Source organism: Ferrimonas balearica DSM 9799 (assembly GCF_000148645.1).
Taxonomy (GTDB): Bacteria; Pseudomonadota; Gammaproteobacteria; order Enterobacterales; family Shewanellaceae; genus Ferrimonas; species Ferrimonas balearica.
Genome location: NC_014541.1, coordinates 2,157,289 through 2,179,517 on the forward strand (window position 1 = coordinate 2,157,289; position 22,229 = coordinate 2,179,517).

Sequence of the window (22,229 nt, forward strand, 5' to 3'; positions counted from 1 at the left end):
GGAGAAGGGGAAAACGTTATGGTACCAAATGGCCGGGTCAGCCCAAAACGATCCGGTTCCTGCCCTCCTCTTTGGCCCGGTACAACGCCATATCCGCGCGTTTCAGCACCGTGCCGATCTGTTCATGCTGACCGTGACGCTGGGCAACGCCAACACTGATGGTCAAGGAGGCCCTCACCGGCAGTGTATTCCCATCTTTGCCACTTTGGGTGACCACCATCGTCCCCTCCTCTACCGCGACGCGTAGCGCTTCCAGGGCCGCCACCACTTCGGTTCGGTTGGCCTTTCGGAACACCAGGGTAAACTCCTCGCCACCGTAGCGGTAGGCACGCGCTCCCTTTACCCGGCGTAACTTGGTGGCCAGTTCCCGCAGTGCCAGATCGCCCCAGGTGTGACCGTGGGTATCGTTGAAGGCTTTGAAATGGTCGACATCCAGCATGGCGATGTGAACCAGCGCGCCGGTATCACTCAGATCGCCGTCCAGAGTTCGTCTTGCCGGCAAGCCGGTCAAACCATCGCGAAACGCCAACCGATAGGCACCATCAAACACCACCAGCATCAGAATCCCGGCGATGCCGCTGTAAAGCAGTACCCCACCCGGCCAGGGCATCGGCCAACCGCTGACCAGCCATGCCATCGCCCCAAGCAGCAGCGGGATAAGGTCCTCTTGCTTGCCCTGCGACAGCGCCCAGAAAAACCGCGCCGCCGGAACCACAAACAGGTAGTGCATCGGCGTATTCAGCAGTCGTGGGCTGACCATGGGATAGAGCCAATCCCAGGACAGGTGCTGCAGCAACAGGCACTGCCCCACCAACCAGCCCAACCAACCTGCAAGATAAGCTCCAGTAGCCGGTGCTTTTGGCAACAGCAGCAAGTTAAGCGCCAGCAGCAGGTAGATGTCGTTGGTACTGAGGATAAGCAGTGGCGTCAAACCAGACAGCGGGGATTGGAACGGGTAAGCAACCAGCAGCAACAGGCCGAGGTAACTGTGGTAAGACAACCGGAAACGCCAGGCCAAACCAATCGCCAATAGAAGCAGCCCCACCGGGATAAGCTCCAGCGAGAGGGCATAATGGTTCAGGTGCGCCTGCCAAAGTGGCAGACCGAGCACCACCGCCACCACCACCAGTGCACACCAGAGGATGGGGCTCAGTTCCCGCGTCATAGCGTCGATGCGTATTTAGTGTAAGGCCAAGGTAAGGTGAACAGTCGACGAACAGGAGCCAAAGCTTGAGAGTGGGGACAAAAAAAGCGGCCAGATGGCCGCTTCTTATTCAGAGCAATCGCTTGAGGAGCAGGTCTGCCTTTACCCGGCTGAGCCGTCGCAACAGGCGCGCCACGGGGGCGGGATAGTCTTTGACGCTTTCGAGATCGGTGTAGCTGTTCACTCGGTTCGTGTGCTCCAGAATGCAGGCTCGTTCCCGATCGAAACGGGATTTGAGCTGCTGCTCCGGGTCGGTGATCAGCAGGCCATTCTCCAGATCCAGCGCCCAGGCACGCGGGTTCAGATTGTTGCCGGTGAGCAGGTAAGCGTCATCGTCGATCTGCATCCCCTTCAGGTGGTAGCTGTTGTCCTCGTGCCACCACAGTTGCAGATTTAACAAACCGGCGTCGATATGGCGCTGGTGCCGCTTGGCAAAACGCTTAAGGTTCTGCTCATACAGGTAGGGCAATGCCCCCACCGGTGAGAACGGCTGATCCGGACCGATATAGAAATCGTTGGCGGTCTTGTCCCCCACCACGATGGTGACCTTGACGCCCTGCTTCAACAGGCGGCCAATGGTCTGAGTCAGCGGACTGGGCAGATTGAAGTACGGGGTACAAATAAAGACATCCCGCTCGGCCACTCGCAGCAACCGGACGATGGTACGGTTGAGCAGATTAGCCTGACGGCCAAGGCCCAGCAGCGGGAAGACACTCAGCTGATTCTGACCACCACTGTGTGGCAGATGGTAGCGTGCCCGACTCAGGCGATGTTTGAGGGTCTTAATCTCACGACGCAGGGTCTTGGGACCGGGAACCGGCGCCTGCAGCAGTGACACCACGGCCGGGCTGGCGATAAGCTCGTCGCGCATAAAGCCCAGCAGGCTTTCCGCCAGTTCCGCATTCTGGATCAGGTGGTAACGGTCATATCGATAGCGTTCGCCGACACCGAGATAGACGTCATTGATGCTGGCGCCGCTGTACACCACGGTATCGTCAAACACGAAGCCTTTCAGGTGCAGAACACCTGCCCACTCGCGGTTCTTCACCGGCACTCCGTAGATGCCGATGTTGACGCCGGGGTATTGGGCAGCCGTATCACGATAGAATTGGTCATTGCCGACCTGGGGCCCTTTACCAATCAGGCCACGCTGGGCGCGGTGGTAATCCACCATGATCTGGATATCGAGCTCAGGGCGACGCTGTTTGGCCTGGTAGAGGGCATTGAGCACCTGGCGGCCGGCGCTGTCTTCCTGCAGGTACAAGGCTGCAATGTAGATGCGTCGGGTTGCCCCCTCGATCAGAGCCAGCAGGCGCTGGTGGTAATCACGGGTGTCGGTGATGATCTCAACCTGGTCCGGGCTCAGGGATTGACTGGCCAGCCCGGAAAGCCAGTGATACTTAGAAGTGCTCGCCATTTTCGTAATAATGACGCTGACTTAAAGGGGACACAATCACCGCCACATCCAGTTCCGGCGCCTGGCACAGAGTACGGATGGTATCGGTGATCAAGCGAGCGACCTGGTCCTGCACGTCCAGTCCACGATCAAACCACAACAGTTCCACCATGGGGTAACCGCCACCAGGGGCACCTCGAAAGAAAAAGGTGCTGGCAATGGCTTCGATGGTGATGTGATCGTCCGGGCAGCCGAACAGTTGGCTTAACGGGTCGGTGAGTTGCTCACTCAGCGCCTGAACCTGTTCGTTCGCCAGTCCGCGGACACGCAGATGGGGCATGGGTCGCTCCAATAGAATCAAAAATCTAGCGCGCTAGTTAATCAGACCCTTAAGAATTGGGCAAGAGGGGCGGACCGCGTTCACGAGTAAGCGGAGATATTTGCGGCTAAAACAGCAACAAGCCGTGACCCGAATCACGGCTTGTTGCTTAGAACTGCTGGCATTTTAAGCGTATTGAATGGCAACCACTGCAAGCAGAACAATGGTGCCCAAAGCAAACGCGGTTGCCAGCAAAGCATTGCGCAGATCCGTATTCATCCCTTTTCTCCCTATTCCAGATCACCTACTCTCATTATGGACAGCGAATAACCACTATTGCAACAAACGCTTAACAGCCCTTTTATGCGACTGATTTCATCCTTTTTATTGCTCCTGACACCCTGGGTTTTTGCCACCCCGGCCGATTTTGAATCTCTGCTGCCAACCGGCAGCCAGGCCGGCCTGGTGGTGATAAACCAACAGGGTGAGACTCTGGCGGCCCACAATGCGGATACCCTGATGGTGCCCGCCTCGACGGTCAAACTGTTTACCGCCACGGCGGCCTGGGTTTCATTGGGTCCCGAGTTTCGATACCAGACCGAGTTAATGGGCCAGAGCGGAGGCGGTACCATTCGCGGCGATCTGACCCTTAAGATGCGCGGCGACCCCACCCTGACCCGCGCTGACCTCTATCGTCTGCTCAGTCACCTGCCACGTCAGGGAGTGCGCCATATCGATGGCGACCTTGTGGTGGACGGTACTGTGTTTGCCGGTTACGACCGTGCCCGGGGCTGGCCCTGGGATGACCTTGGTATCTGTTTCTCGGCACCGGCCTCGGCCTACATCCTCGACCACGGCTGTGCCGACGTAAGGCTCACCCTTCGCGCCGGTAAGGTCACGGTAGACAAACCGGCCCACCTGCCGCTGGATATCGATGCTCAGGTTCGCGCGGCTCCCAGCAGCGATGCCTGTCCACTGGAGATGGCTCGGCTCGGCGCCAATCGCTATACCCTCAGCGGGTGCACTGAGCGCAGCCTGCCGCTCTCCCTGGCCATCGATGATCCCAAATCCTACCTGCGCGCCGTCATACGCCAGCAGTTACTGGAACTCGGCATCTCCCTGCGGGGGGTCATTCGGTTCGGGCCTGGCCAGGGGCCAGTGATCGCCCGACACCAGTCAGAACCCTTGCCGGAGCTCATCAGAGAGTTGCTCCACGACTCCGATAACCAGATATCCGATTCCCTGCTGCGCACCCTCGGCCAACACCGCTATGGCCAGGGCCGGTACGCCCTGGGCGTCGACGCCAGCATGGCAACGCTGCGCCAACTTGGCCTGGATATGCGCCACTCTGAGTTGATCGACGGCTCCGGTTTGTCTCGCTACAACCTGGTGACGCCCCGTCAACTGGCCCAGTTACTGGCCCTGTGGCAACACCACCCCAAACTGGAGGGGTTGACTGAACTGCTGCCTGTTGCTGGCGTCAGCGGTACCCTCGCCCACCGCCCAGGCACCCGGGACGTTAAAGGGCTGCTTCGGGCCAAAACCGGGACGTTTGGTCAGGTCGCCAACCTCGCGGGACTCCTGGAAACCCAGAGTGGTGAACAGTGGGTAGTGGTACAGATGGTTAATGGGCTGGTCGGAAGGCCCGCCACCCGTAAGCAAAAGCTCAACGAGTTTGAATCCCTCTGGTACCAGTGCCTGCTGAGCCGTTGCCTGCCTGAGCTTCAACCTTCTCTGTCATCGGCCGATAACCCGGTTGAGCATCCCAACAGCGAGCCCCACTCATGAGCGAAGCCTGGCGACGATTGGCACAAACGGCCCGAGGTGAATCCCTGATTCACCAGGTGGCGCAGTCCCTGTATGCCGATGGTCGCTGGTCCTTTGTTGCCCTTGGGCATCACCTGAATGGCCAGGTGCGCATTCAGGTAGCCAGTCAGGCCGGACAGGCACTCGCGCCAATCGAATACCCACTCGACACCGCGCCCTGTCGGCTGCTCTATCAAGCCAATCGCCCCGTTGACTCCTTAATCTACTACCCACAGCTTAAGCGCTTTAGCCACTGGCCCCTGGTCCACCAGTTTGAGCTGGGCTGTTACCTGGGCCGGCGCCTGGACCTGCCGCCCGCGTTGGGCGAGTTCCACCTCTTTATCATGGATAAGATCAGCAGGGCCGAGCAGGAGTTGCCCAAGCGGCTGCTGGTTACTGCAGCGGATAGGGTCGCTGATGATCTGCGTCGTCGTGCCGACGAACAGGAGCTGAACGCGCTGCGCCAGATGCAGCAAAGTAATCCCCTGGCGTTTGCCCGCCTGAGCCCTTCGGGCCAGATCCATCAGATCTCTGAGGGGTTTGCACAACGTCTGGATAAACCGCAATCGGAACTTCAGGGGCGCCACCTTGGTGAACTGGTCGATCTGGGCGAAAACCTCAGCGTACGAGACCTGCTGGCCAACCCCGCCGGGATTAAACGCCCTGCCAGGGTCACTGACCGCGATGGTCGCCCGGTTTGGTTTAGCCTCGAACTGAGCCCCATCGACGGTCAGCTTGGTTTTGTCGTCACCTTGACTCCGAGTGCCCCCAATGAACACAACGCCTTCGAGAGCGGCCACCTGGGAGACGAATCTCTGCTGCACGACCGGGTTCAGCATGAGTTGGCTCGCCTGCATCGTAACCAGCAGGTTGCGGCGCTGTTCTTTATTGGCATCGACGGCGGTGAGGTCAGCGAGGCCCAGTGGCACCAGCTCAATGATCTGTTGCGACCTCTGCTCCGCTCTGAGGATTTGGTGGCACAACGGGATGACCAGTACCTGGCGGTGCTGACCGCCTGCTTTGACAACCGCGGTAAGCCCCCCCGTGAGCAGATGAGCGCCATCGCCGGCAAACTGCATCAGCAACTGCAGCAGTGGCCGGCGCGCGAAGCGGGACAACTGGTGATTCGCAGCCGCCTGCTGACCAGCTGGGACAACGATCCGGCTCAGGTGCTGGACCCCGCTCAGGCGACCCGCTGGCGGGTCCCGGATGCTTCACTTCATTCCACCGGCTAGACCATATTTGCTTTCAAATCGAGGCACTTTTTCAGCGGCTTAGGCCAATTTTCGCTAGGTAGCCCCCGGGATTTTGTCTATACCTAAAAGACTGCATGCAGTATCGCAGTCTGAAATAGGGAGGCAATCCAATGTCTATGAAGAGTGCGAAAGAGTTTGCAGTCTGGATGATTGAGCGGTTTGGCGATGTTGAGTCGGGTGTCTACTTGAGCAAATCTGAGCTCAGGGAGTTGTCAGGACGACAAACGTTGCGCCAGGACTTTATCGCTGATGTCCACTTCGAGTTGACTCGCCATGGTATGGGGTTTGTCAGCGACGCGATGAAAGGAAAATACTACCTGTTCTATCTTCCGGAAGTGCACTGGAAGAGCGTTGCAGACCGTTACGCCACCCCCAACAACATCCATCCACTGTCTCGACCGAAACTCAGCCATCAGAACGGTTAACGCAAAGAGGGGGCCAGCAAGCCCCCTCTTTATTGTCGCTAAAACACCGATTAGAACTGATCAACCGACAGTGCCATAACCGCCTGTTCAGAGGCGCGGGCCGAGGCCAGGTGCGCGTGGAAGCGCGGGAAAAGACGGGCAAAGTAGAACTTGGCAATCGCCTGTTTCCGGGTCACGAAGGCCCCATCCAGACTGGCTTGATCGCGCTCAGCCGCGTTGACCATTTTCAGCCACAGGTAACCGTAGGTGGCATACCCCATTGCGTGCAGGTAATCGACGGCGGCAGCATTAACGGCATCGCCCATGCGCTCGCGGGAGCGGAATTCACCAGCGGCGTCCAATAACTGCCCGAACGCCTGACGCACCAGTTGTGCCTGGTCTGCCCACTCGGCACCGGTCTCGGCCAGATCCGCTTCAACCATGGCGATCAGCGTTTTCAGCATCGCCGCGTCACGGGGCAGCACTTTCCGACCCAGCAGGTCGAGCGCCTGAATGCCATTGGTGCCTTCGTAGATCTGAGCAATACGAACATCGCGTACCAGCTGCTCTACCCCCGTTTCCCGAACATAACCGTGACCACCAAACACCTGCTGCGCCGCGACGGAACTCTCCAGGCCGGTATCAGTGAAGAACGCCTTGGCCAACGGCACCAACAAACCCACCAGATCATCCGCCTGGGCGTCCTTGAGGTGCTTCTGCTTGTCCAGGCTTTGCCCGGTCAGTACCGCAAGCGCTCGTCCGGCTTCCGTCATTGCCGCAATCTGCATCAGCATACGACGCACATCACCGTGGACGATGATGGGGTCAGCGCCGTTGCCGAGCCCCTGACCGCTGCCCTGCCCCTGCTTGCGCTCCAGAGCGTAATCACGAGCCATCTGGTAGCCGGCTTCGGCACAGCCCAAGCCCTGGATGCCAATGGAGAGACGTTCGTAGTTCATCATGGTGAACATCGCCGCCAGTCCGCGGTTGACCTGACCGACCAGATAACCCTTGGCGTCATTGAAATTGATCACACAGGTGGCAGAAGCCTTGATACCCATCTTGTGCTCAACTGAGCCACACTCAACGCCATTCGGGCCGCCGACGCTGCCATCATCAGCGACTTCAAATTTGGGCACCAAGAACAGGCTCAGGCCGCGCGAACCGCCCGGGGCGTCCGGCAACTTAGCCAAGACCAGGTGGATGACGTTTTCAGTCAGGTCATGGTCACCGCCGGTGATGAAGATCTTGGTGCCGGACACCCGGTAGCTGCCATCCTCCTGGGGTACCGCCTTGGTGCGGATATGGCGCAGATCGGAGCCAGCCTGCGGTTCCGTCATGTCCATGGCGCCGCTCCATTGGCCACTGTAGAGCATCGGCAGGTAACGCTGCTTCAGTTCGTCGGAGCCATGACTGGCGATGCACAGCGCGGCGCCTGCGGTCAGTGAGCTGTACAGCGCAAACGCGTTAGAAGCGCCGTAACACATCTCGTCAAACAGCACACCCAGCATCTTGGGCATGCCCATGCCACCAAATTCCGGTTCGCCCCCAAGCCCAACCCAGCCAGACTCAGCAAAGGTGGCGTAAGCCTCTTTGTATCCCTTGGGCGTGGTCACCACCCCGTTGGCAAATCCCACGCCTTCTTCGTCACCAGAACGATTCAGCGGGGCCACCAGCTCATGGGTGATGCGCGCGCCCTCATCCAGGATGGCCATGGCGGTGTCCATATCGACCATTTCAGCCAGCTCAGGCATGGTTTGCCACAGGTCGCCAGCCTGAAACACGTTGTCCAACAGAAACTGCATTTCGTGGACGGGGGCCTTGTAGTGCATGGGGGCTCCTTGCAGATGTAAACGGGTTTTTAAAACACTCGTTTTAGTTTAGGGGCGCGGACGCGCAGGTCAAGAGGCGGATGATGTCATAGCACCGTCAATTCGCACCGGACCGGCTTCAAAGAAGTGGAAAAAGAAAAAGCGGCCTTAGCCGCTTTTGTTCAAAGATTGAGTCAGGTGACTCATGGCAAGGCTGACGCCACCCAACGACCAGCCCCCGTCCACGGGCAATACCACCCCGGTGATGTAGCTCGCCAGCGGACTGCTCAACAGCTTGGCGGCATTGGCCATATCCTGCCATTGACCCAATCGGGCCAACGGAACCGTCGCCGCGACCTTAGCCTGCAGCTCCTCTCCGGGGGCCAACCGGTCCATCCCTTCTGTGTTGGCAATCGGGCCAGGCACCAGAGAGTTGACCCGGATCCCCTCTCTGCCCCACTCCATCGCCAGAGTGCGGGTGAGCATATCCACGCCAGCTTTGGCCGCGCACACGTGCGCCTGCATCGGCAGTGGCTGGTAGGCCTGGGGTGCAGAGATATGGATAAGGTGGCCGCCCGGGCGGGTCAACATCGGATAACCGAAGTGGGCAACGTGGAAGGCGCCGTGGAGGTCAATTTCCGCCACGGCTTTAAATCCATTAGGGGAGAGCTTGGCTGCGGGTGCCGGGAAATTGCCCGCAGCCCCGCTGACCAGAATGTCGATGCTGGCCCAATGCTGTGAAAGGGCCTGGTACATCGCGGATACTGTGTCCGGGTCACGGACATCAACCTGAAAGCCATACACCGCTTTGGCGCCGGCCTGCAAAAGTGCAGCCTTGGCCTTATCTACCTTAGCGGCGTCACGGCTGGCGACGGCGACTTCGGCTCCCTCTTCGGCGAAACCCAGGGCGATGCCAAGATTAAGGCCGGATGTGCCTCCGACCACCAGTACCCGTTTATCCTGAAAACTCATACTGCCCTCCTTGGCGGGGTTTCAACCTTTTACAGGGTGGCGTTGATCGCCTCCAGCGTGGCCAGCGGATCCGCTGACTGGGTGATCGGGCGGCCAATCACCAGGTAATCACTGCCTGCAGCCACCGCTTCAGCCGGGGTCATCACACGGCGCTGGTCACCCAGATCGGCACCCGCTGGGCGGATACCCGGTGTCACCAACTGGAACTCGGCACCCAGCTTGGCTTTCAGCATAGCGGCTTCCTGCGCAGAACACACCACGCCATCCAAACCGGCTTGCTTGGCCAGGGTGGCCAGTGCCAGCACCTGCTCATCGTTACTGCGGGTGATGCCCAGCTCAGGCAGTTCCTCTTCGCCCATGCTGGTCAGCACGGTCACAGCAATCAGTTTCGGGGCTTTATCGCCATAGGGCGCCAGCGCCGCTTTGGCCGCCGCCATCATCTTGCTGCCACCGGTGGCGTGCACGTTCACCATCCACACGCCCAGTTCTGCGGCCGCTGCAACGGCGTGCGCAACCGTATTGGGGATATCGTGGAATTTCAGATCCAGGAACACCTCAAAGCCTTTGCCGGACAGCGCTTTAACAAACTGCGGACCAAACAGGGTAAACATCTCTTTGCCCACTTTCAGGCGGCACTGGCTGGGGTCGATGCGCTCGACAAACGCCATCGCGTCTTGCTCGGAAGCGAAATCCAGAGCGACCAGTACCTTAGGATCGGAATGCATGTTGTTCTCCATTATTACTCACCATCCAAGCCACGGATCCGTTTGATCTGTCCCCATGACTTGCAAGAGGGGCAATGCCAATAAAGCGTGTGGCCGGGAAAGCCACAGTTCTGGCATCGATATTTGGGCCGCAGCCGAATCTGTTTTTCCACCAAATCAGACAACAACACCAGGCTGTCTTTGGCTTGCTCAGAGTCCACCATCGCTAACTGCAGGCGCATCAGGCGGTGGAAGCCGCGCATGGTAGGCTGGCGCTTCAGCTGCGACAAAATCAGTTGCTGGGCCGCATCGGTGTCCTGTTGCTGTTCAACCAGGTGCGCCAGCGCCAGCAGCACGCTGACCTGCCCCTCATTGGCCAGCAGGTCTTCCAGCTGGTCGTGGTAGCGTTCAGCCTGACCACGACGTTGGTACGCCACTTCAATGGCATCCACCATCTCCACGGCGAACCCACCACTTTGACGGCAAAGGCGCTCAAAAGCCGCGATGGCATCGTCGTGACGTTCCTCGCTCAGGGCCAAACGCGCCAGCTGCACATTGGCGCGGGCGCAGTCCGAGTCGGTTTTCAGCGCCGTATTGAGGAGCTTGATCACGGTCGCCGAATCCTGCTCCTGCGCGGCCAGTTCACAATAGTAGTGGGCAACGGTCGGCATCAGCGCTTTGCGGCTGGCGCGTCTAAAGCGCTTGGCCACACGGATCGCTTTCCACCACTCCTTGGTGGCCTGGTAGATCGACAGTAACTGGCGCTCAGACTCTTCGCTGTGGTCCGGGTCTTTGACCAGCTGCAGAAAGATCTCTTCGGCTCGGTCATAGAGGCCCGCAGCCAGATAATCTTTACCGAGCTCCATCATCGCCAGGTCGCGCTGCTCAAAGCTGATATGGGGACGGGCAATCAGGTTCTGGTGGATGCGGATAGACCGGTCCACTTCACCGCGCTTGCGAAACAGGGTGCCGAGGGAAAGGTGGGTGTCGAAGGTTTCCTCATCCACCTGCAGCATGTCGATAAACAGGTCGACCGCTTTGTCAGGCTGATCCGACAGCAGGAAGTTAAGGCCTTCGTAGTAGTTTTGCGACAGGCGGCGCTGGCTGTTTTCCTGCTTAATACGAACGCTGCGCCGGCCCATGTACCAACCATAGGCCGCGGCGATAGGCAGCAGCAGAAACAGCAGTTCCAGCATCAGGAAGCGTCAGTGACCGTGGTGTCATCCTTGCCGGCCTTCGGGCGCAGCTTTCGGATGGTCAGCTTCTGGCGAAGGATGATGCCCAGGGCAAGCAACCAACTGATGATAAAGCCTGTAAGGAAGGTGCCTGCCAGCAACATCGGCAGTGAAACCTCACCTTTGGCGATAAAGTAGTTTACGGTGACGGTTTGGTCGTTCTGTGCACCAAAAGCCATCATCAGTACGAATAACGCCGCGACCACGGCGGTGATCAAAAAGGCTTTCACACTGACCCCGCATACCTTCTCAATAGACTGATTCGATTATCCATTAAAAACCAGTCCCTTGCCATAAGGGGTAAAAAAAACCCCGCCAGGTTGGCGGGGTTTTGTTCAGCTCACTCAGAGCGAGTCATTTACGCGTTCTCGCAACTCTTTGCCGGGTTTGAAATGGGGGACAAATTTGCCGGTGAGTTCAACCGATTCCCCAGTCTTGGGGTTGCGGCCAACTCGGGGAGCACGGTAGTGCAGAGAAAAGCTTCCGAAACCACGGATCTCGATACGGTCGCCGTGTTCCAGAGTGCTGGCCATCTGCTCCAACATCTCCTTAATGGCACCCTCCACTTCCTTACCGGAAAGGTGGGACTGCTTACTGGCCAATCTTTCGATAAGTTCGGACTTAGTCATCCTCGCTCTCCTGCAAGCCAATTGCCGTCACCATCAGGGGAGGTCGCCCTCCCCTGCAACTGGTGATCAGTCGTTACGGGCAGCCTTGAAGGCTTCAGCCATGGCGCTGGAGAACACAGTTTCGTCTTGCTGGTTCAGAGCGTCGATGGCTTCTTTCTCTTCCGCTTCGTCCTTAGCTTTGATGGACAGGCTGATGTTGCGGTTCTTGCGGTCTACACCCATGAACTTAGCTTCAACAGACTCACCAACGCTCAGTACGGTGGAAGCGTCTTCGATACGGTCGCGAGAGATGTCAGCCACACGGATGTAGCCTTCGATGTTCTCGCCCAGCTCTACGGTAGCGCCTTTGGCGTCAACTGCAGTGATGGTACCAGTAACAATAGCACCTTTCTTGTTGTCAGACAGGTACTTGTTGAACGGGTCTTCTTCGATCTGCTTAACGCCCAGGGAGATGCGCTCGCGCTCCGGATCAACGGACAGTACAACAGCGGAGATTTCTTCGCCTTTCTTGTACTCGCGTACGGCGTCTTCACCGGTAGCGTTCCAGGAGATGTCGGACAGGTGAACCAGACCGTCGATGCCGCCTTCCAGGCCGATGAAGATACCGAAGTCAGTGATAGACTTGATCTTACCGGAAACCTTGTCGCCCTTGTTGAAGTTGCGAGCAAACTCTTCCCACGGGTTAGCTTTGCACTGCTTCAGACCCAGGGAGATACGACGACGCTCTTCGTCGATGTCCAGAACCATAACTTCCACGCTGTCACCCAGGTTAACAACCTTGGACGGGTGGATGTTCTTGTTGGTCCAATCCATCTCGGAAACGTGTACCAGACCTTCAACGCCTTCTTCGATTTCAACGAAGCAGCCGTAGTCAGTCAGGTTGGTCACGCGACCGGTCAGCTTGGCGCCTTCCGGGTAACGGTTAGCGATGGATACCCACGGATCTTCGCCCAGTTGCTTCAGACCCAGGGATACACGGGTGCGCTCACGGTCGAACTTCAGAACCTTAACGTTGATCTCGTCGCCAACATTCACGATTTCGCTCGGGTGCTTAACGCGCTTCCAAGCCATATCGGTGATGTGCAGCAGACCGTCAACGCCGCCCAGATCTACGAACGCGCCGTAGTCGGTCAGGTTCTTAACGATACCCTTAACTTCCTGACCTTCAGCCAGGTTCTCCAGCAGCTGCTCACGCTCAACGCTGTTCTCAGACTCGATAACCGCACGACGAGAAACAACAACGTTGTTGCGCTTCTGGTCCAGCTTGATCACCTTGAATTCCAGGTCTTTGCCTTCCAGGTGAGTGGTATCACGCACCGGACGAACGTCAACCAGGGAGCCCGGCAGGAACGCACGGATGCCTTCCAGCTCAACGGTGAAACCGCCTTTAACCTTACCGTTGATAACACCGATAACGGTCTCTTGCTCTTCGGCAGCCTTTTCCAGACGTACCCAGGCTTCGTGGCGCTTAGCTTTCTCACGAGACAGCTGAGTCTCACCGAAACCGTCTTCAACGGCGTCCAGTGCTACGTCAACTTCGGAGCCAACTTCGATTTCCAGTTCGCCTTTGGCGTTCTTGAACTGTTCGGCCGGGATCGCGCTTTCGGATTTCAGGCCAGCGTCAACCAGAACGATGCCGTTCTCGATGGCGATTACAGTACCCTTAACGATGGAACCCGGACGGGTTTCCAGGCTCAGCAGGGACTCTTCAAACAGTTGAGCAAATGATTCAGTCATGTAAATTTAAAGTTTCTTTAGGTCGTCCACGTTCATCCTGAACACGGGGTAGTTGCCTTTAGTTCGCAGCGTCCTGCCGCAAACACCAAAATGGACCGCCCTTAACGGGGCTGATCCAAACTTGTCACCACGTGGCTGAGTACCGCATCCAGAACCTGGTCGATCCCCATCCCCGTAGTATCAATCTCTAGCGCATCTTCGGCGGGCTTCAACGGGGCCACGGCCCGGTTGGAATCTCGCTCGTCACGCTCGCGTATCTCGCCTAAAAGGCGGTCAATGCTAACATCATAGCCCTTTTCCTTCAACTGAGCGTAGCGACGTTCTGCACGTTCTTCTGCACTGGCAGTCAGGAAAATTTTGGCCTGGGCGCTGGGGAATACCACTGTGCCCATATCACGACCGTCGGCAATCAGGCCCGGGTGGTCACGAAATGCGCGCTGACGACGCAGCAGCGCTTCCCGTACCCGAGGCAGTGCCGCGACTTTGGATGCGGCATCGGCGCACTCCTGAGAGCGGATCGCCTTAGATACTTCTTCACCTTCCAGCACCACTTTGACGCCGTCTTCACCGGCCTGAAACTGGACATCCAGATGCGCGGCCAACAAGGACAGGGCTTCTTCGTTATCCAGTTCAACATCGTGGTGAATGGCTGCCAGCGCCAGCACGCGGTAGATCGCGCCGGAGTCGAGCAGGTGCCAGCCCAGTTTATTGGCCAGCAGTTGGCAGATGGTGCCTTTACCGGCCCCGCTGGGGCCGTCAATGGTAATAACCGGTGCCTGTTCAGGCATAGTTATCCTCCGGAATTCTGTGCTTGCCGACCCGTAAATGCAATGCGCCCGGCCGGCTGGGCGAGCGCATTATACACGAGTTCAAACAGATAGCAGTGTCGATCCGGATTTGCTTACATTTTCTTGCGCTTTAGCGGCAAAGGGCGTTCAAGCGATCGAAATAATCCGGGAAGGTCTTGGCGGTGCAACCGGGGTCATTGATGGTGACCGGCACGCCCCCGACCGCGAGCAATGAGAAACACATCGCGATCCGGTGATCATTGTAGGTGTCGATGGCGGCATGGTGCAGTTTTTCTACCGGCTCAACCCGAAGATAGTCGTGTCCCTCTTCCACCACAGCCCCCACCTTTTTGAGCTCTGTTGCCATGGCGGCCAGGCGGTCGGTCTCTTTTACACGCCAGTTGTAGACGTTGCGGATGGTGGTTGGGCCCTTGGCAAACAACGCGGTGGTAGCAATGGTCATGGCGGCATCGGGGATATGGTTCATGTCCATATCGATGCCATTGAGTTCACCCCGTCGCGCGGTAATGGACTCATCCTGCCACTCAATCTCTGCCCCCATGGCGGCCAACGCATCGGCAAAGTATTTGTCGCCCTGCAGACTGGCGCGGCCGACGCCGTGCACAGTGATGGGGCCACCACCGATGGCGGCAGCGGCCAGGAAGTAGGACGCTGAGGACGCGTCGCCTTCCACCAGGAAACGACCCGGACTGACGTAGCGCTGGCCAGCGGCAATCACAAACTGACGATAGTCGCGGTTCTCAACTTCAACGCCAAATTTGGCCATCAGCGCCAGCGTGATGTCGATGTAGGGCTTGGAAACCAGCTCTCCTTCCACATCAATGGTCAGGGTGTCCTGGCACAACGGTGCGGTCATCAACAATGCCGTCAGAAACTGGGAGGAGATAGAGCCATCAATGCTGACGCGACCGCCGGCCAGTTGGCTGGCATGGATCCGCAAAGGCGGGTAGCCCTCCGCTTCGAGGTACTCCACTTTGGCACCGAGCGGACGAAGGGCATCGACCAGGTGACCAATCGGACGCTCTTTCATCCGGGGTTCACCGGTCAGCACATAATCGCCCTGCCCCACTACCAACGCTGCACAGAGGGGGCGCATGGCGGTGCCCGCGTTACCCAGAAACAGTTCCAGTGCCTGATCGCTGTTGGCAATGGGGCCGCCACGGCCCTGTACCACAATCTCACCTTTCTCCGCCTGCCACTGATAAGAGACACCAAGCAGCGCCAGCGCATTCAGCATATGACGGATGTCATCGGAATCGAGCAGGTTGGTCAGGGTGGTTTCACCTTCAGACAGCGCAGCCAGCAGCAGCGCGCGGTTGGAGATGCTCTTGGAACCAGGGAGGTAAACGTCACCCTCGACATGGGCGATGGGAGGAAGCGGTAACTGTTTCATGGTACTCCAAAACAAAAAGCGGAAGCCGAAGCTTCCGCATAATGGCCCGAAGCCACCTAGATGTCTAGACGCGTTATTCAGCGGTGGGCCAGTACCACATCCATCGCTGCCATAAACCGGGTGTTCTCGGCCTGGGTACCGATACTCACCCGCAGGTGGTTCGGCATACCGTAGCCCGCAACCGGCCGGACAATCACGCCCTGCTGCAGCAGCGCCTCGTACACCGCACCAGCGTCACCCACTTCCACCGCAATGAAGTTGCCGGTACTGGGGATGAAGGGCAGTTTGCGCTCGGTAAAGTATTGCTCCAGCCGCGCCATCTCGGTGTTGTTGAGCTCGATCCCCGCCGCCAGATACTCGGCATCATCCAGTACCGCGGTTGCCGCGGCCAATGCCAGGCTGTTGCAGTTAAAGGGTTCGCGAACGCGGTTGAGCAGATCAGCCATCGCTTCACTGGTCAATGCGTACCCCACGCGCAAGCCCGCCAGACCATATGCCTTAGAGAAGGTACGGCTGACGATCAGGTTCGGATATTGGGCCAGCCACTGATGGCTCTCCGCCCGCACATCCGCCTCAACGTACTCGTAGTAGGCTTCATCCAATACCACCAGGATATTGGCGGGCACCTTATCCAGAAACGCTTTCAGTGCGTCGGTCGGCAGGAAAGTGCCGGTGGGATTATTGGGGTTGGCGACGCAGATCATCCGGGTTTTGTCGGTGATGCTCGCCAACATGCCTTCCAGGTCGTGCCCCCACGCTTTGGAGGCAACCGGAACCGCCTTGGCGCCAATCGACTGAGTCAGCAGGGCGTAGACAATAAAAGCATGCTGATCGTAGATCACTTCACTGTCGGCGCTGACGAAGGTGCGGAACAGGATCTCCAGCACCTCGTTGGAGCCGTTACCCAGGGTGATTTGGGCCGGGTTAACCGACCAGCGTTCGGCCAGTTTCTGCTTCAGGTAGAAGCCATTGGCATCGGGATAGCGGGTTAACTCGGCGGTGGCCTGCTCGATGGCTGCCTTCGCCTTGGGGCTTAACCCCAACGGGTTTTCATTGGAGGCCAGCTTGACGATGTCGCTGATGCCGAGCTCACGTTCCAGTTCTTCCACGGGTTTGCCGGGCTGGTAGGGATGCAGCCCCAACACGCCCTGGTTGGCCAGGGTCTTAATATCCATACATTCAATCCTTGTGTTGCGCGTAGCCCGCTTAACCGTAGGTACGGGCGAAATGGTCCATAAACTGCACCAAGGCGTCGACGCCGGCCTCGGGCATGGCGTTATAGATGCTGGCGCGCATCCCCCCAACCATGCGGTGACCCTTGAGGGCTTTCAGCCCCGCGGCCTCCGCTTCGGCCAGGAAGCGCTTGTCCAACTGCGCATCGTGCAGCTGGAATGTAACATTCATCTCGGAACGATGGCTCGGTGCTACGGCGTTTCGATAGAAGTCACTGGCGTCAATAAAGCCATACAGCTTGTCGGCTTTACGACGGTTAACCTCGGCCATGGCGGCCACACCACCCTGGTGCTTGAGCCACTGAAACACCTCCCCGGCCAGGTACCAGGCAAAGGTAGGCGGGGTGTTGTACATGGAGTCATGATTGGCAGCGAGCTGGTAATCCAGAATCGCGGGGCACCGACTGTCGGCGTTGCCCAGCAGGTCACGACGCACAATCACCAACGTCAGACCGGCCGGGCCAATGTTCTTCTGCGCCCCGGCGTACAGCAGCGCAAACTGAGACACGTCGAGGTCGCGACCCAGGATGCAGGAGGAGAGATCCGCCACCAACGGCGCAGCCACCTCAGGCACATCAAACATCGCCACGCCATCGACGGTTTCATTGGGGCAGTAGTGAACGTAGGCGTACTCACTGGTGTCCGCGGGAATGCGGGACAGATCCAGGGTACGGGATTCACAGCGCAGGTCGACGCGCTCGATGTCACCGTATTTCTCCGCTTCGGTTGCGGCTGCCACAGACCATTGGCCGCTTTCCAGGTAGAGGGCCTTGCCCTGCCCCAGCAGGTTCAGGGGAATGGCGGAGAACTGGCCACGGGCCCCACCGTGCAGAAACAGCACAGCGTAGTTGTCCGGAATGGCCATCAGCTCACGCAGGTCCTGCTCCGCCTTTTCTGCCACGGCCATGTATTCCGGGCTGCGGTGGGACAACTCCATCACCGACACGCCCAATCCCTGGTAATCACAGAACTCTTGTTGGGCTTTGCGCATCACCGCGGTCGGCAACATCGCCGGGCCGGCGCAAAAGTTATAAATCGTCACGCGAAATCCCTCTAAAAGAAAAGCGGGCGCCTCAATCGAGGCGCCCGCTAGCGTGTTGGTTACTCGTCGGCGCCCGTTGCTTCGGTATCGCCGGACTGAGCTTCCGGTTGGCTCTCGCCTTCAGCTTCGGTGTCGATCTCGCCTTCCAGCAGGGATTCGTCCACTTCGACCTCGTCGATGCGTTCCAGACCGACAACCTGTTCCCCTTCCGCGGTGCGGATCAGGCGAACACCCTGGGTGTTACGGCCCACTTCGGAAACCTCAGATACGCGGGTACGGACCAGGGTGCCACGGTTGGTGATCAACATGATCTCGTCGTTCTCACCCACCTGCACGGCGCCCACCACCAGACCGTTACGCTCGCTCACCTTAATGGAGATAACCCCTTTGGTGGCACGGCTCTTGGTCGGGTATTCCTGCTGCGGGGTACGCTTACCAAAACCGTTTTCGGTTACGGTCAGGATGGCGCCATCTTCATCCGGCACAATCAGGGAGACTACGCGGTCGCTGCCTTCCAGGTTGATGCCGCGAACACCGGTGGCGGTACGGCCCATGGCACGCACCTGGTCTTCGTTGAAGCGCACCACTTTACCGGCGTCGGAGAACAGCATCACTTCGTTGTTACCTTCAGTGATGTTAACGCCGATCAGTTCGTCGTCGTCCGCCAGGTTAATGGCGCGAATACCGGAGGAGAGCGGACGGCTGTACGCATTCAGAGCGGTCTTCTTCACGGTGCCTTTCGCGGTCGCGAACAGGATGAACTTGTCGGCGGAGTACTCTTCTACCGGCAGGATCGCGGTAATGCGTTCACCTTCACCCAGCGGCAACAGGTTCACAATTGGGCGACCACGAGCGGTACGGCTGGCCAGCGGCAGCTGGAACACCCGCATCCAGTACACTTTACCGATGGAGGAGAAGCAGAGAATGGTGTCGTGGGTGTTGGCCACCAACAGACGCTCAATAAAGTCTTCATCCTTCATCTTGGTGGCGGACTTGCCTTTACCACCACGGCGCTGGGCCTCGTAGTCGGTCAGCGGCTGGTACTTCACGTAGCCCTGGTGAGACAGGGTCACGACCACATCTTCCTGGGTGATCAGATCTTCCATGGAGATGTCGGCAGAGGCGGCGCTGATTTCAGTCATACGCTCATCGCCGTACTGGGTCTTCACCGCTTCCAGCTCTTCACGGATCACTTCCATCAGGCGCTCAGTGGAGCCCAGGATGTGCAGCAGTTCAGCAATCTGTTCCAGCAGCGATTTGTACTCATCCAGGATCGCTTCATGCTCCAGGCCGGTCAGCTTTTGCAGACGCAGGTCGAGGATCGCTTTCGCTTGTTCCAGGGTCAGGTAGTACTTGCCGTCACGGATGCCGTATTCCGGGGTCAGCCACTCAGGACGGGCGGCGTCATCACCGGCTTTTTCCAGCATGCCGGCCACGTTGCCGAGATCCCAACCTTGGGACAGCAGCGCTTCACGGGCTTCAGCCGGAGTCGGAGACTGACGGATCAGCTCAATGATGGGATCGATGTTGGCCAGGGCGATGGCCAAACCTTCAAGGATGTGGGCGCGTTCGCGGGCCTTACGCAGCTCGTACACGGTACGGCGGGTCACCACTTCACGGCGGTGACGGATAAAGGCTTCCAGCATCTCCTTGAGGTTGAAGATCTTGGGCTGGCCGTTGGCCAGTGCCACCATGTTCATGCCGAACACGGTCTGCATCTGAGTCTGGGCGTACAGATTGTTCAGTACCACTTCCGGCACTTCACCACGCTTCAGCTCAATCACGATGCGCATGCCGTCCTTATCGGACTCGTCACGCAGACCGCTGATGCCTTCAATCTTCTTGTCCTTCACCAGCTCGGCGATCTTTTCGATCAGTCGGGCTTTGTTCACCTGGTAGGGGATCTCGTTAACGATGATCGCCTCACGACCGTTCTTGTCGGTCTCTACCTCGGTTTTGGCGCGGACGTAAATCTTGCCACGGCCGGTGCGGTAAGCTTCAAAAATGCCCTTGCGGCCATTGATGATACCGCCGGTGGGGAAGTCCGGGCCGGGGATGATTTCAATCAGCTCATCGATGGTGGCATGTTCGTTGTCAATCAGGTGCAGACAGCCGTCAACCACTTCGGTGAGGTTATGGGGGGGGATGTTGGTGGCCATACCTACGGCAATACCGGAGGCACCGTTAACCAACAGGTTCGGGACTTTGGTGGGCAGAACCGCCGGGATCTGCTCAGTGCCGTCGTAGTTCGGCACGTAGTCGACGGTTTCCTTATCCAGGTCCGCCAGCAGTTCGTGGGCGATGCGGTCCATACGGACTTCGGTGTAACGCATCGCTGCGGCGGAGTCGCCGTCCACGGAACCAAAGTTACCCTGACCATCAACCAGGGTGTAACGCAGCGAGAAAGGCTGGGCCATACGGACGATGGTGTCGTACACCGCACTGTCACCGTGCGGGTGGTACTTACCAATTACGTCCCCGACCACACGGGCCGACTTCTTATAGGGCTTATTCCAGTCGTTACCCAGCTCATTCATCGCAAAAAGAACACGACGGTGAACGGGCTTAAGGCCATCACGAACATCCGGCAAAGCCCGCCCTACGATTACACTCATGGCGTAATCGAGGTAGGAGCTTTTTAGTTCTTCTTCGATGTTAATCGGCGTGATTTCTGTAGCCAGATCAGTCATAGAAACTAAATTCCCTCACAGCGCCCGCCACGACGGCGACCGCCCCGGTCTTACCGGAAAAAACAGTGATTTGGCATTCTAACACAAGCCACCGCCAATAGAAGCGCACAAACATGGTTTCGCCGCAGCGACCGCCGTGGCTATAATCGGGGCCAGTGAGAGCCTGCAAAAAAGCGGATAAATTGATGTATAACAACGCAAATGTGGATCCATCCGAAGTCGCCAAATTTGAACAGCTTGCTGCTACCTGGTGGGATCCTGAAGGCCACTCTGGCCCCCTGCATAAGATGAACCCACTTCGCCTTGCCTATATTGAGCGCCATGCCGATGGTCTGTTTGGTAAAAAAGTGGTCGATGTCGGCTGCGGTGGCGGCCTGCTGAGCGAAGCCATGGCGCGTGTCGGTGCCAAGGTAACCGGTCTGGATATGGGTGAAGAACCCCTCGAGGTAGCCCGACTGCACGCGCTGGAAAGCGGTGTGGATGTCGATTACCTGCAGGCTACCGCGGAACAGCACGCTGCGGACTACGCCGGTCAGTATCAGGTAGTGACCTGCATGGAGATGATTGAGCACGTGCCGGACCCGGGCTCCGTGATCCGCGCCTGTGCCGACCTGGTGGCGCCGGGCGGCCATCTATACCTGTCCACCATCAACAAAACCCCCCTCGCCTACCTGACCACCATCGTCGGCGCTGAGCAGTTGCTGAAAGTGCTGCCCAAGGGTACCCACGATTACAACAAGTACCTGCGCCCCTCTCAGCTGGTGGCCTGGTGCGAACAGGCCGGGCTGAAAGTCCGTCATGCCGATGGCGTCCGCTACAACCCGCTGACCCAAACCTTCAGCATGACCGAGTCCATGGCGGTGAACTACATGATCCACGCCTACAAGCCGGAGGCGTAATGACCATCCAGGGTGTTCTGTTCGATCTTGACGGTACCCTGCTGGATACCGCGTTAGACCTGGGCGCAGCGGCAAACCATGCGCTGCGTCGTTATGGCTATCCGGTGCTGTCTGAGGCCCACGCTTATCAGCACAGCTCCCACGGCAGTCGGGGCCTGTTGCGGGCGGCGTTGGGGGACCAGTTTGAGCGCACCGATTATGAGCCGCTTAAGGACGCGTTGCTGTCGGCTTACCTGTCGGCGCTCTGTGTCCACACCCAACCTTACGATGGCGTTCAGGAGTTGCTGCAGCGGCTCGAACAGCGCCAGTTGCCCTGGGGCATCGTCACCAACAAACCGGGTTGGCTGACCGACCCCCTGTTGGCCCAGCTGCCGTTGTTCTCGCAAAGTCGCATCAATATCAGTGGCGACACGTTTGAGGTGGCAAAGCCTCATCCGAAGCCGTTGCTGGCGGCCGCTGAAGCGCTTGCCGTGGATCCCGGAGCCATATTGTACGTTGGGGATGCCGAGCGCGACATGCAGGCGGCCCAGGCGGCAGGCATGCGTGCCTGTGTAGCGCTATGGGGTTATCTAAGACCCGAAGATCAGCCCATGGCCTGGCCGGGTGACTGGTTCTGCACCAGCCCCTACGAGCTGGTCACCATGCTGGGTCTGAATGACTGAGAAATACGCAAACGATCCGCTGGATCGTT

The 22,229-nt window shown here is 58.4% G+C and carries 20 protein-coding genes; 5 read left to right on the forward strand and 15 right to left on the reverse strand.

Features of this window, described 5'->3' with window-relative positions; all coding sequences use genetic code 11:
• Positions 1 to 37 precede the first annotated feature (37 nt).
• From FBAL_RS19595 to FBAL_RS09825, 3 genes are all read right to left on the reverse strand, one after another.
• A complete protein-coding gene (locus FBAL_RS19595; protein WP_013345434.1) occupies positions 38 to 1,165 on the reverse strand; it encodes a GGDEF domain-containing protein in 1,128 nt (375 codons plus the stop codon).
• Between the two features lie 109 nt (positions 1,166 to 1,274).
• Positions 1,275 to 2,621: a CDP-diacylglycerol--serine O-phosphatidyltransferase gene (gene pssA / locus FBAL_RS09820; RefSeq protein WP_013345435.1), complete on the reverse strand. Its 1,347-nt coding sequence runs from the start codon at positions 2,619 to 2,621 to the stop codon at positions 1,275 to 1,277.
• Positions 2,605 to 2,940 carry a DUF1904 family protein gene (locus tag FBAL_RS09825; RefSeq protein WP_013345436.1) on the reverse strand — a complete coding sequence of 112 codons (336 nt, stop codon included), beginning with the start codon at positions 2,938 to 2,940 and terminating at the stop codon, positions 2,605 to 2,607. Before FBAL_RS09825 ends, pssA begins: the two co-directional genes overlap by 17 nt.
• Before the next feature lie 366 nt (positions 2,941 to 3,306).
• Here FBAL_RS09825 and dacB point away from each other — a divergent pair, with 366 nt between their 5' ends.
• From dacB to FBAL_RS09840, 3 genes are all read left to right on the forward strand, one after another.
• The gene (gene dacB, locus FBAL_RS09830) at positions 3,307 to 4,707 is read left to right on the forward strand and encodes a D-alanyl-D-alanine carboxypeptidase/D-alanyl-D-alanine endopeptidase (protein WP_049779442.1); all 1,401 of its coding nucleotides are present in this window, start codon (positions 3,307 to 3,309) and stop codon (positions 4,705 to 4,707) included.
• Positions 4,704 to 5,960, forward strand: a complete 1,257-nt coding sequence (locus tag FBAL_RS09835) for a hypothetical protein (RefSeq protein ID WP_013345439.1) — start codon at positions 4,704 to 4,706, stop codon at positions 5,958 to 5,960. The genes dacB and FBAL_RS09835 overlap by 4 nt, the downstream gene beginning before the upstream one ends.
• A gap of 131 nt (positions 5,961 to 6,091) precedes the next feature.
• On the forward strand, positions 6,092 to 6,406 hold the full coding sequence (locus tag FBAL_RS09840) for a hypothetical protein (protein ID WP_013345440.1): 315 nt from the start codon (positions 6,092 to 6,094) through the stop codon (positions 6,404 to 6,406).
• Positions 6,407 to 6,456: 50 nt separating this feature from the next.
• Here the strand turns inward: FBAL_RS09840 and FBAL_RS09845 are convergent, their stop codons facing one another.
• From FBAL_RS09845 to gyrA, 12 genes are all read right to left on the reverse strand, one after another.
• Positions 6,457 to 8,217 carry an acyl-CoA dehydrogenase family protein gene (locus FBAL_RS09845; protein WP_013345441.1) on the reverse strand — a complete coding sequence of 587 codons (1,761 nt, stop codon included), beginning with the start codon at positions 8,215 to 8,217 and terminating at the stop codon, positions 6,457 to 6,459.
• Positions 8,218 to 8,364: 147 nt separating this feature from the next.
• On the reverse strand, positions 8,365 to 9,168 hold the full coding sequence (locus FBAL_RS09850) for an SDR family oxidoreductase (RefSeq protein WP_013345442.1): 804 nt from the start codon (positions 9,166 to 9,168) through the stop codon (positions 8,365 to 8,367).
• Positions 9,169 to 9,197: 29 nt separating this feature from the next.
• Positions 9,198 to 9,893 (reverse strand): orotidine-5'-phosphate decarboxylase, encoded by a 696-nt coding sequence (gene pyrF / locus FBAL_RS09855; protein ID WP_013345443.1) that lies wholly within the window; start codon positions 9,891 to 9,893, stop codon positions 9,198 to 9,200.
• A gap of 14 nt (positions 9,894 to 9,907) precedes the next feature.
• Positions 9,908 to 11,068 carry a lipopolysaccharide assembly protein LapB gene (gene lapB / locus FBAL_RS09860; RefSeq protein WP_013345444.1) on the reverse strand — a complete coding sequence of 387 codons (1,161 nt, stop codon included), beginning with the start codon at positions 11,066 to 11,068 and terminating at the stop codon, positions 9,908 to 9,910.
• Complete coding sequence (locus tag FBAL_RS09865; protein ID WP_013345445.1) at positions 11,068 to 11,337, reverse strand: LapA family protein; 270 nt, start codon at positions 11,335 to 11,337, stop codon at positions 11,068 to 11,070. The genes lapB and FBAL_RS09865 overlap by 1 nt, the downstream gene beginning before the upstream one ends.
• A gap of 114 nt (positions 11,338 to 11,451) precedes the next feature.
• Entirely contained in the window at positions 11,452 to 11,736 is a 285-nt protein-coding gene (gene ihfB, locus FBAL_RS09870) for an integration host factor subunit beta (protein ID WP_013345446.1), read from the reverse strand.
• Positions 11,737 to 11,802: 66 nt separating this feature from the next.
• A complete protein-coding gene (gene rpsA / locus FBAL_RS09875) occupies positions 11,803 to 13,473 on the reverse strand; it encodes a 30S ribosomal protein S1 (protein ID WP_013345447.1) in 1,671 nt (556 codons plus the stop codon).
• 101 nt (positions 13,474 to 13,574) lie between these two features.
• The gene (gene cmk, locus FBAL_RS09880; protein ID WP_013345448.1) at positions 13,575 to 14,261 is read right to left on the reverse strand and encodes a (d)CMP kinase; all 687 of its coding nucleotides are present in this window, start codon (positions 14,259 to 14,261) and stop codon (positions 13,575 to 13,577) included.
• A 130-nt stretch (positions 14,262 to 14,391) separates the two neighbouring features.
• A complete protein-coding gene (aroA, locus tag FBAL_RS09885) occupies positions 14,392 to 15,675 on the reverse strand; it encodes a 3-phosphoshikimate 1-carboxyvinyltransferase (RefSeq protein ID WP_013345449.1) in 1,284 nt (427 codons plus the stop codon).
• Between the two features lie 77 nt (positions 15,676 to 15,752).
• Positions 15,753 to 16,850, reverse strand: coding sequence for a histidinol-phosphate transaminase (gene hisC / locus FBAL_RS09890; RefSeq protein WP_013345450.1), 1,098 nt, complete (start codon positions 16,848 to 16,850; stop codon positions 15,753 to 15,755).
• Positions 16,851 to 16,881: 31 nt separating this feature from the next.
• Positions 16,882 to 17,949, reverse strand: a complete 1,068-nt coding sequence (gene serC, locus FBAL_RS09895; RefSeq protein ID WP_013345451.1) for a 3-phosphoserine/phosphohydroxythreonine transaminase — start codon at positions 17,947 to 17,949, stop codon at positions 16,882 to 16,884.
• Positions 17,950 to 18,008: 59 nt separating this feature from the next.
• A complete protein-coding gene (gene gyrA, locus FBAL_RS09900; RefSeq protein ID WP_013345452.1) occupies positions 18,009 to 20,639 on the reverse strand; it encodes a DNA topoisomerase (ATP-hydrolyzing) subunit A in 2,631 nt (876 codons plus the stop codon).
• A 185-nt stretch (positions 20,640 to 20,824) separates the two neighbouring features.
• Here gyrA and ubiG point away from each other — a divergent pair, with 185 nt between their 5' ends.
• Positions 20,825 to 21,538 carry a bifunctional 2-polyprenyl-6-hydroxyphenol methylase/3-demethylubiquinol 3-O-methyltransferase UbiG gene (gene ubiG, locus FBAL_RS09905; protein ID WP_013345453.1) on the forward strand — a complete coding sequence of 238 codons (714 nt, stop codon included), beginning with the start codon at positions 20,825 to 20,827 and terminating at the stop codon, positions 21,536 to 21,538.
• Positions 21,538 to 22,200: an HAD family hydrolase gene (locus FBAL_RS09910; protein ID WP_013345454.1), complete on the forward strand. Its 663-nt coding sequence runs from the start codon at positions 21,538 to 21,540 to the stop codon at positions 22,198 to 22,200. The genes ubiG and FBAL_RS09910 overlap by 1 nt, the downstream gene beginning before the upstream one ends.
• The last annotated feature ends 29 nt before the right edge of the window (positions 22,201 to 22,229 follow it).

Bases quoted from the DNA above. Each gene is read 5' to 3' on its own strand.
- pyrF (WP_013345443.1), bottom strand. From the start codon at position 9,893: ATGCATTCCGATCCTAAGGTACTGGTCGCTCTGGATTTCGCTTCCGAG.
- hisC (WP_013345450.1), bottom strand. From the start codon at position 16,850: ATGGATATTAAGACCCTGGCCAACCAGGGCGTGTTGGGGCTGCATCCC.
- rpsA (WP_013345447.1), bottom strand. From the start codon at position 13,473: ATGACTGAATCATTTGCTCAACTGTTTGAAGAGTCCCTGCTGAGCCTG.
- ihfB (WP_013345446.1), bottom strand. From the start codon at position 11,736: ATGACTAAGTCCGAACTTATCGAAAGATTGGCCAGTAAGCAGTCCCAC.
- FBAL_RS09835 (WP_013345439.1), top strand. From the start codon at position 4,704: ATGAGCGAAGCCTGGCGACGATTGGCACAAACGGCCCGAGGTGAATCC.
- cmk (WP_013345448.1), bottom strand. From the start codon at position 14,261: ATGCCTGAACAGGCACCGGTTATTACCATTGACGGCCCCAGCGGGGCC.
- pssA (WP_013345435.1), bottom strand. From the start codon at position 2,621: ATGGCGAGCACTTCTAAGTATCACTGGCTTTCCGGGCTGGCCAGTCAA.
- FBAL_RS09910 (WP_013345454.1), top strand. From the start codon at position 21,538: ATGACCATCCAGGGTGTTCTGTTCGATCTTGACGGTACCCTGCTGGAT.
- lapB (WP_013345444.1), bottom strand. From the start codon at position 11,068: ATGCTGGAACTGCTGTTTCTGCTGCTGCCTATCGCCGCGGCCTATGGT.
- FBAL_RS19595 (WP_013345434.1), bottom strand. From the start codon at position 1,165: ATGACGCGGGAACTGAGCCCCATCCTCTGGTGTGCACTGGTGGTGGTG.
- FBAL_RS09845 (WP_013345441.1), bottom strand. From the start codon at position 8,217: ATGCACTACAAGGCCCCCGTCCACGAAATGCAGTTTCTGTTGGACAAC.
- aroA (WP_013345449.1), bottom strand. From the start codon at position 15,675: ATGAAACAGTTACCGCTTCCTCCCATCGCCCATGTCGAGGGTGACGTT.
- ubiG (WP_013345453.1), top strand. From the start codon at position 20,825: ATGTATAACAACGCAAATGTGGATCCATCCGAAGTCGCCAAATTTGAA.
- FBAL_RS09825 (WP_013345436.1), bottom strand. From the start codon at position 2,940: ATGCCCCATCTGCGTGTCCGCGGACTGGCGAACGAACAGGTTCAGGCG.
- FBAL_RS09850 (WP_013345442.1), bottom strand. From the start codon at position 9,168: ATGAGTTTTCAGGATAAACGGGTACTGGTGGTCGGAGGCACATCCGGC.
- FBAL_RS09840 (WP_013345440.1), top strand. From the start codon at position 6,092: ATGTCTATGAAGAGTGCGAAAGAGTTTGCAGTCTGGATGATTGAGCGG.
- gyrA (WP_013345452.1), bottom strand. From the start codon at position 20,639: ATGACTGATCTGGCTACAGAAATCACGCCGATTAACATCGAAGAAGAA.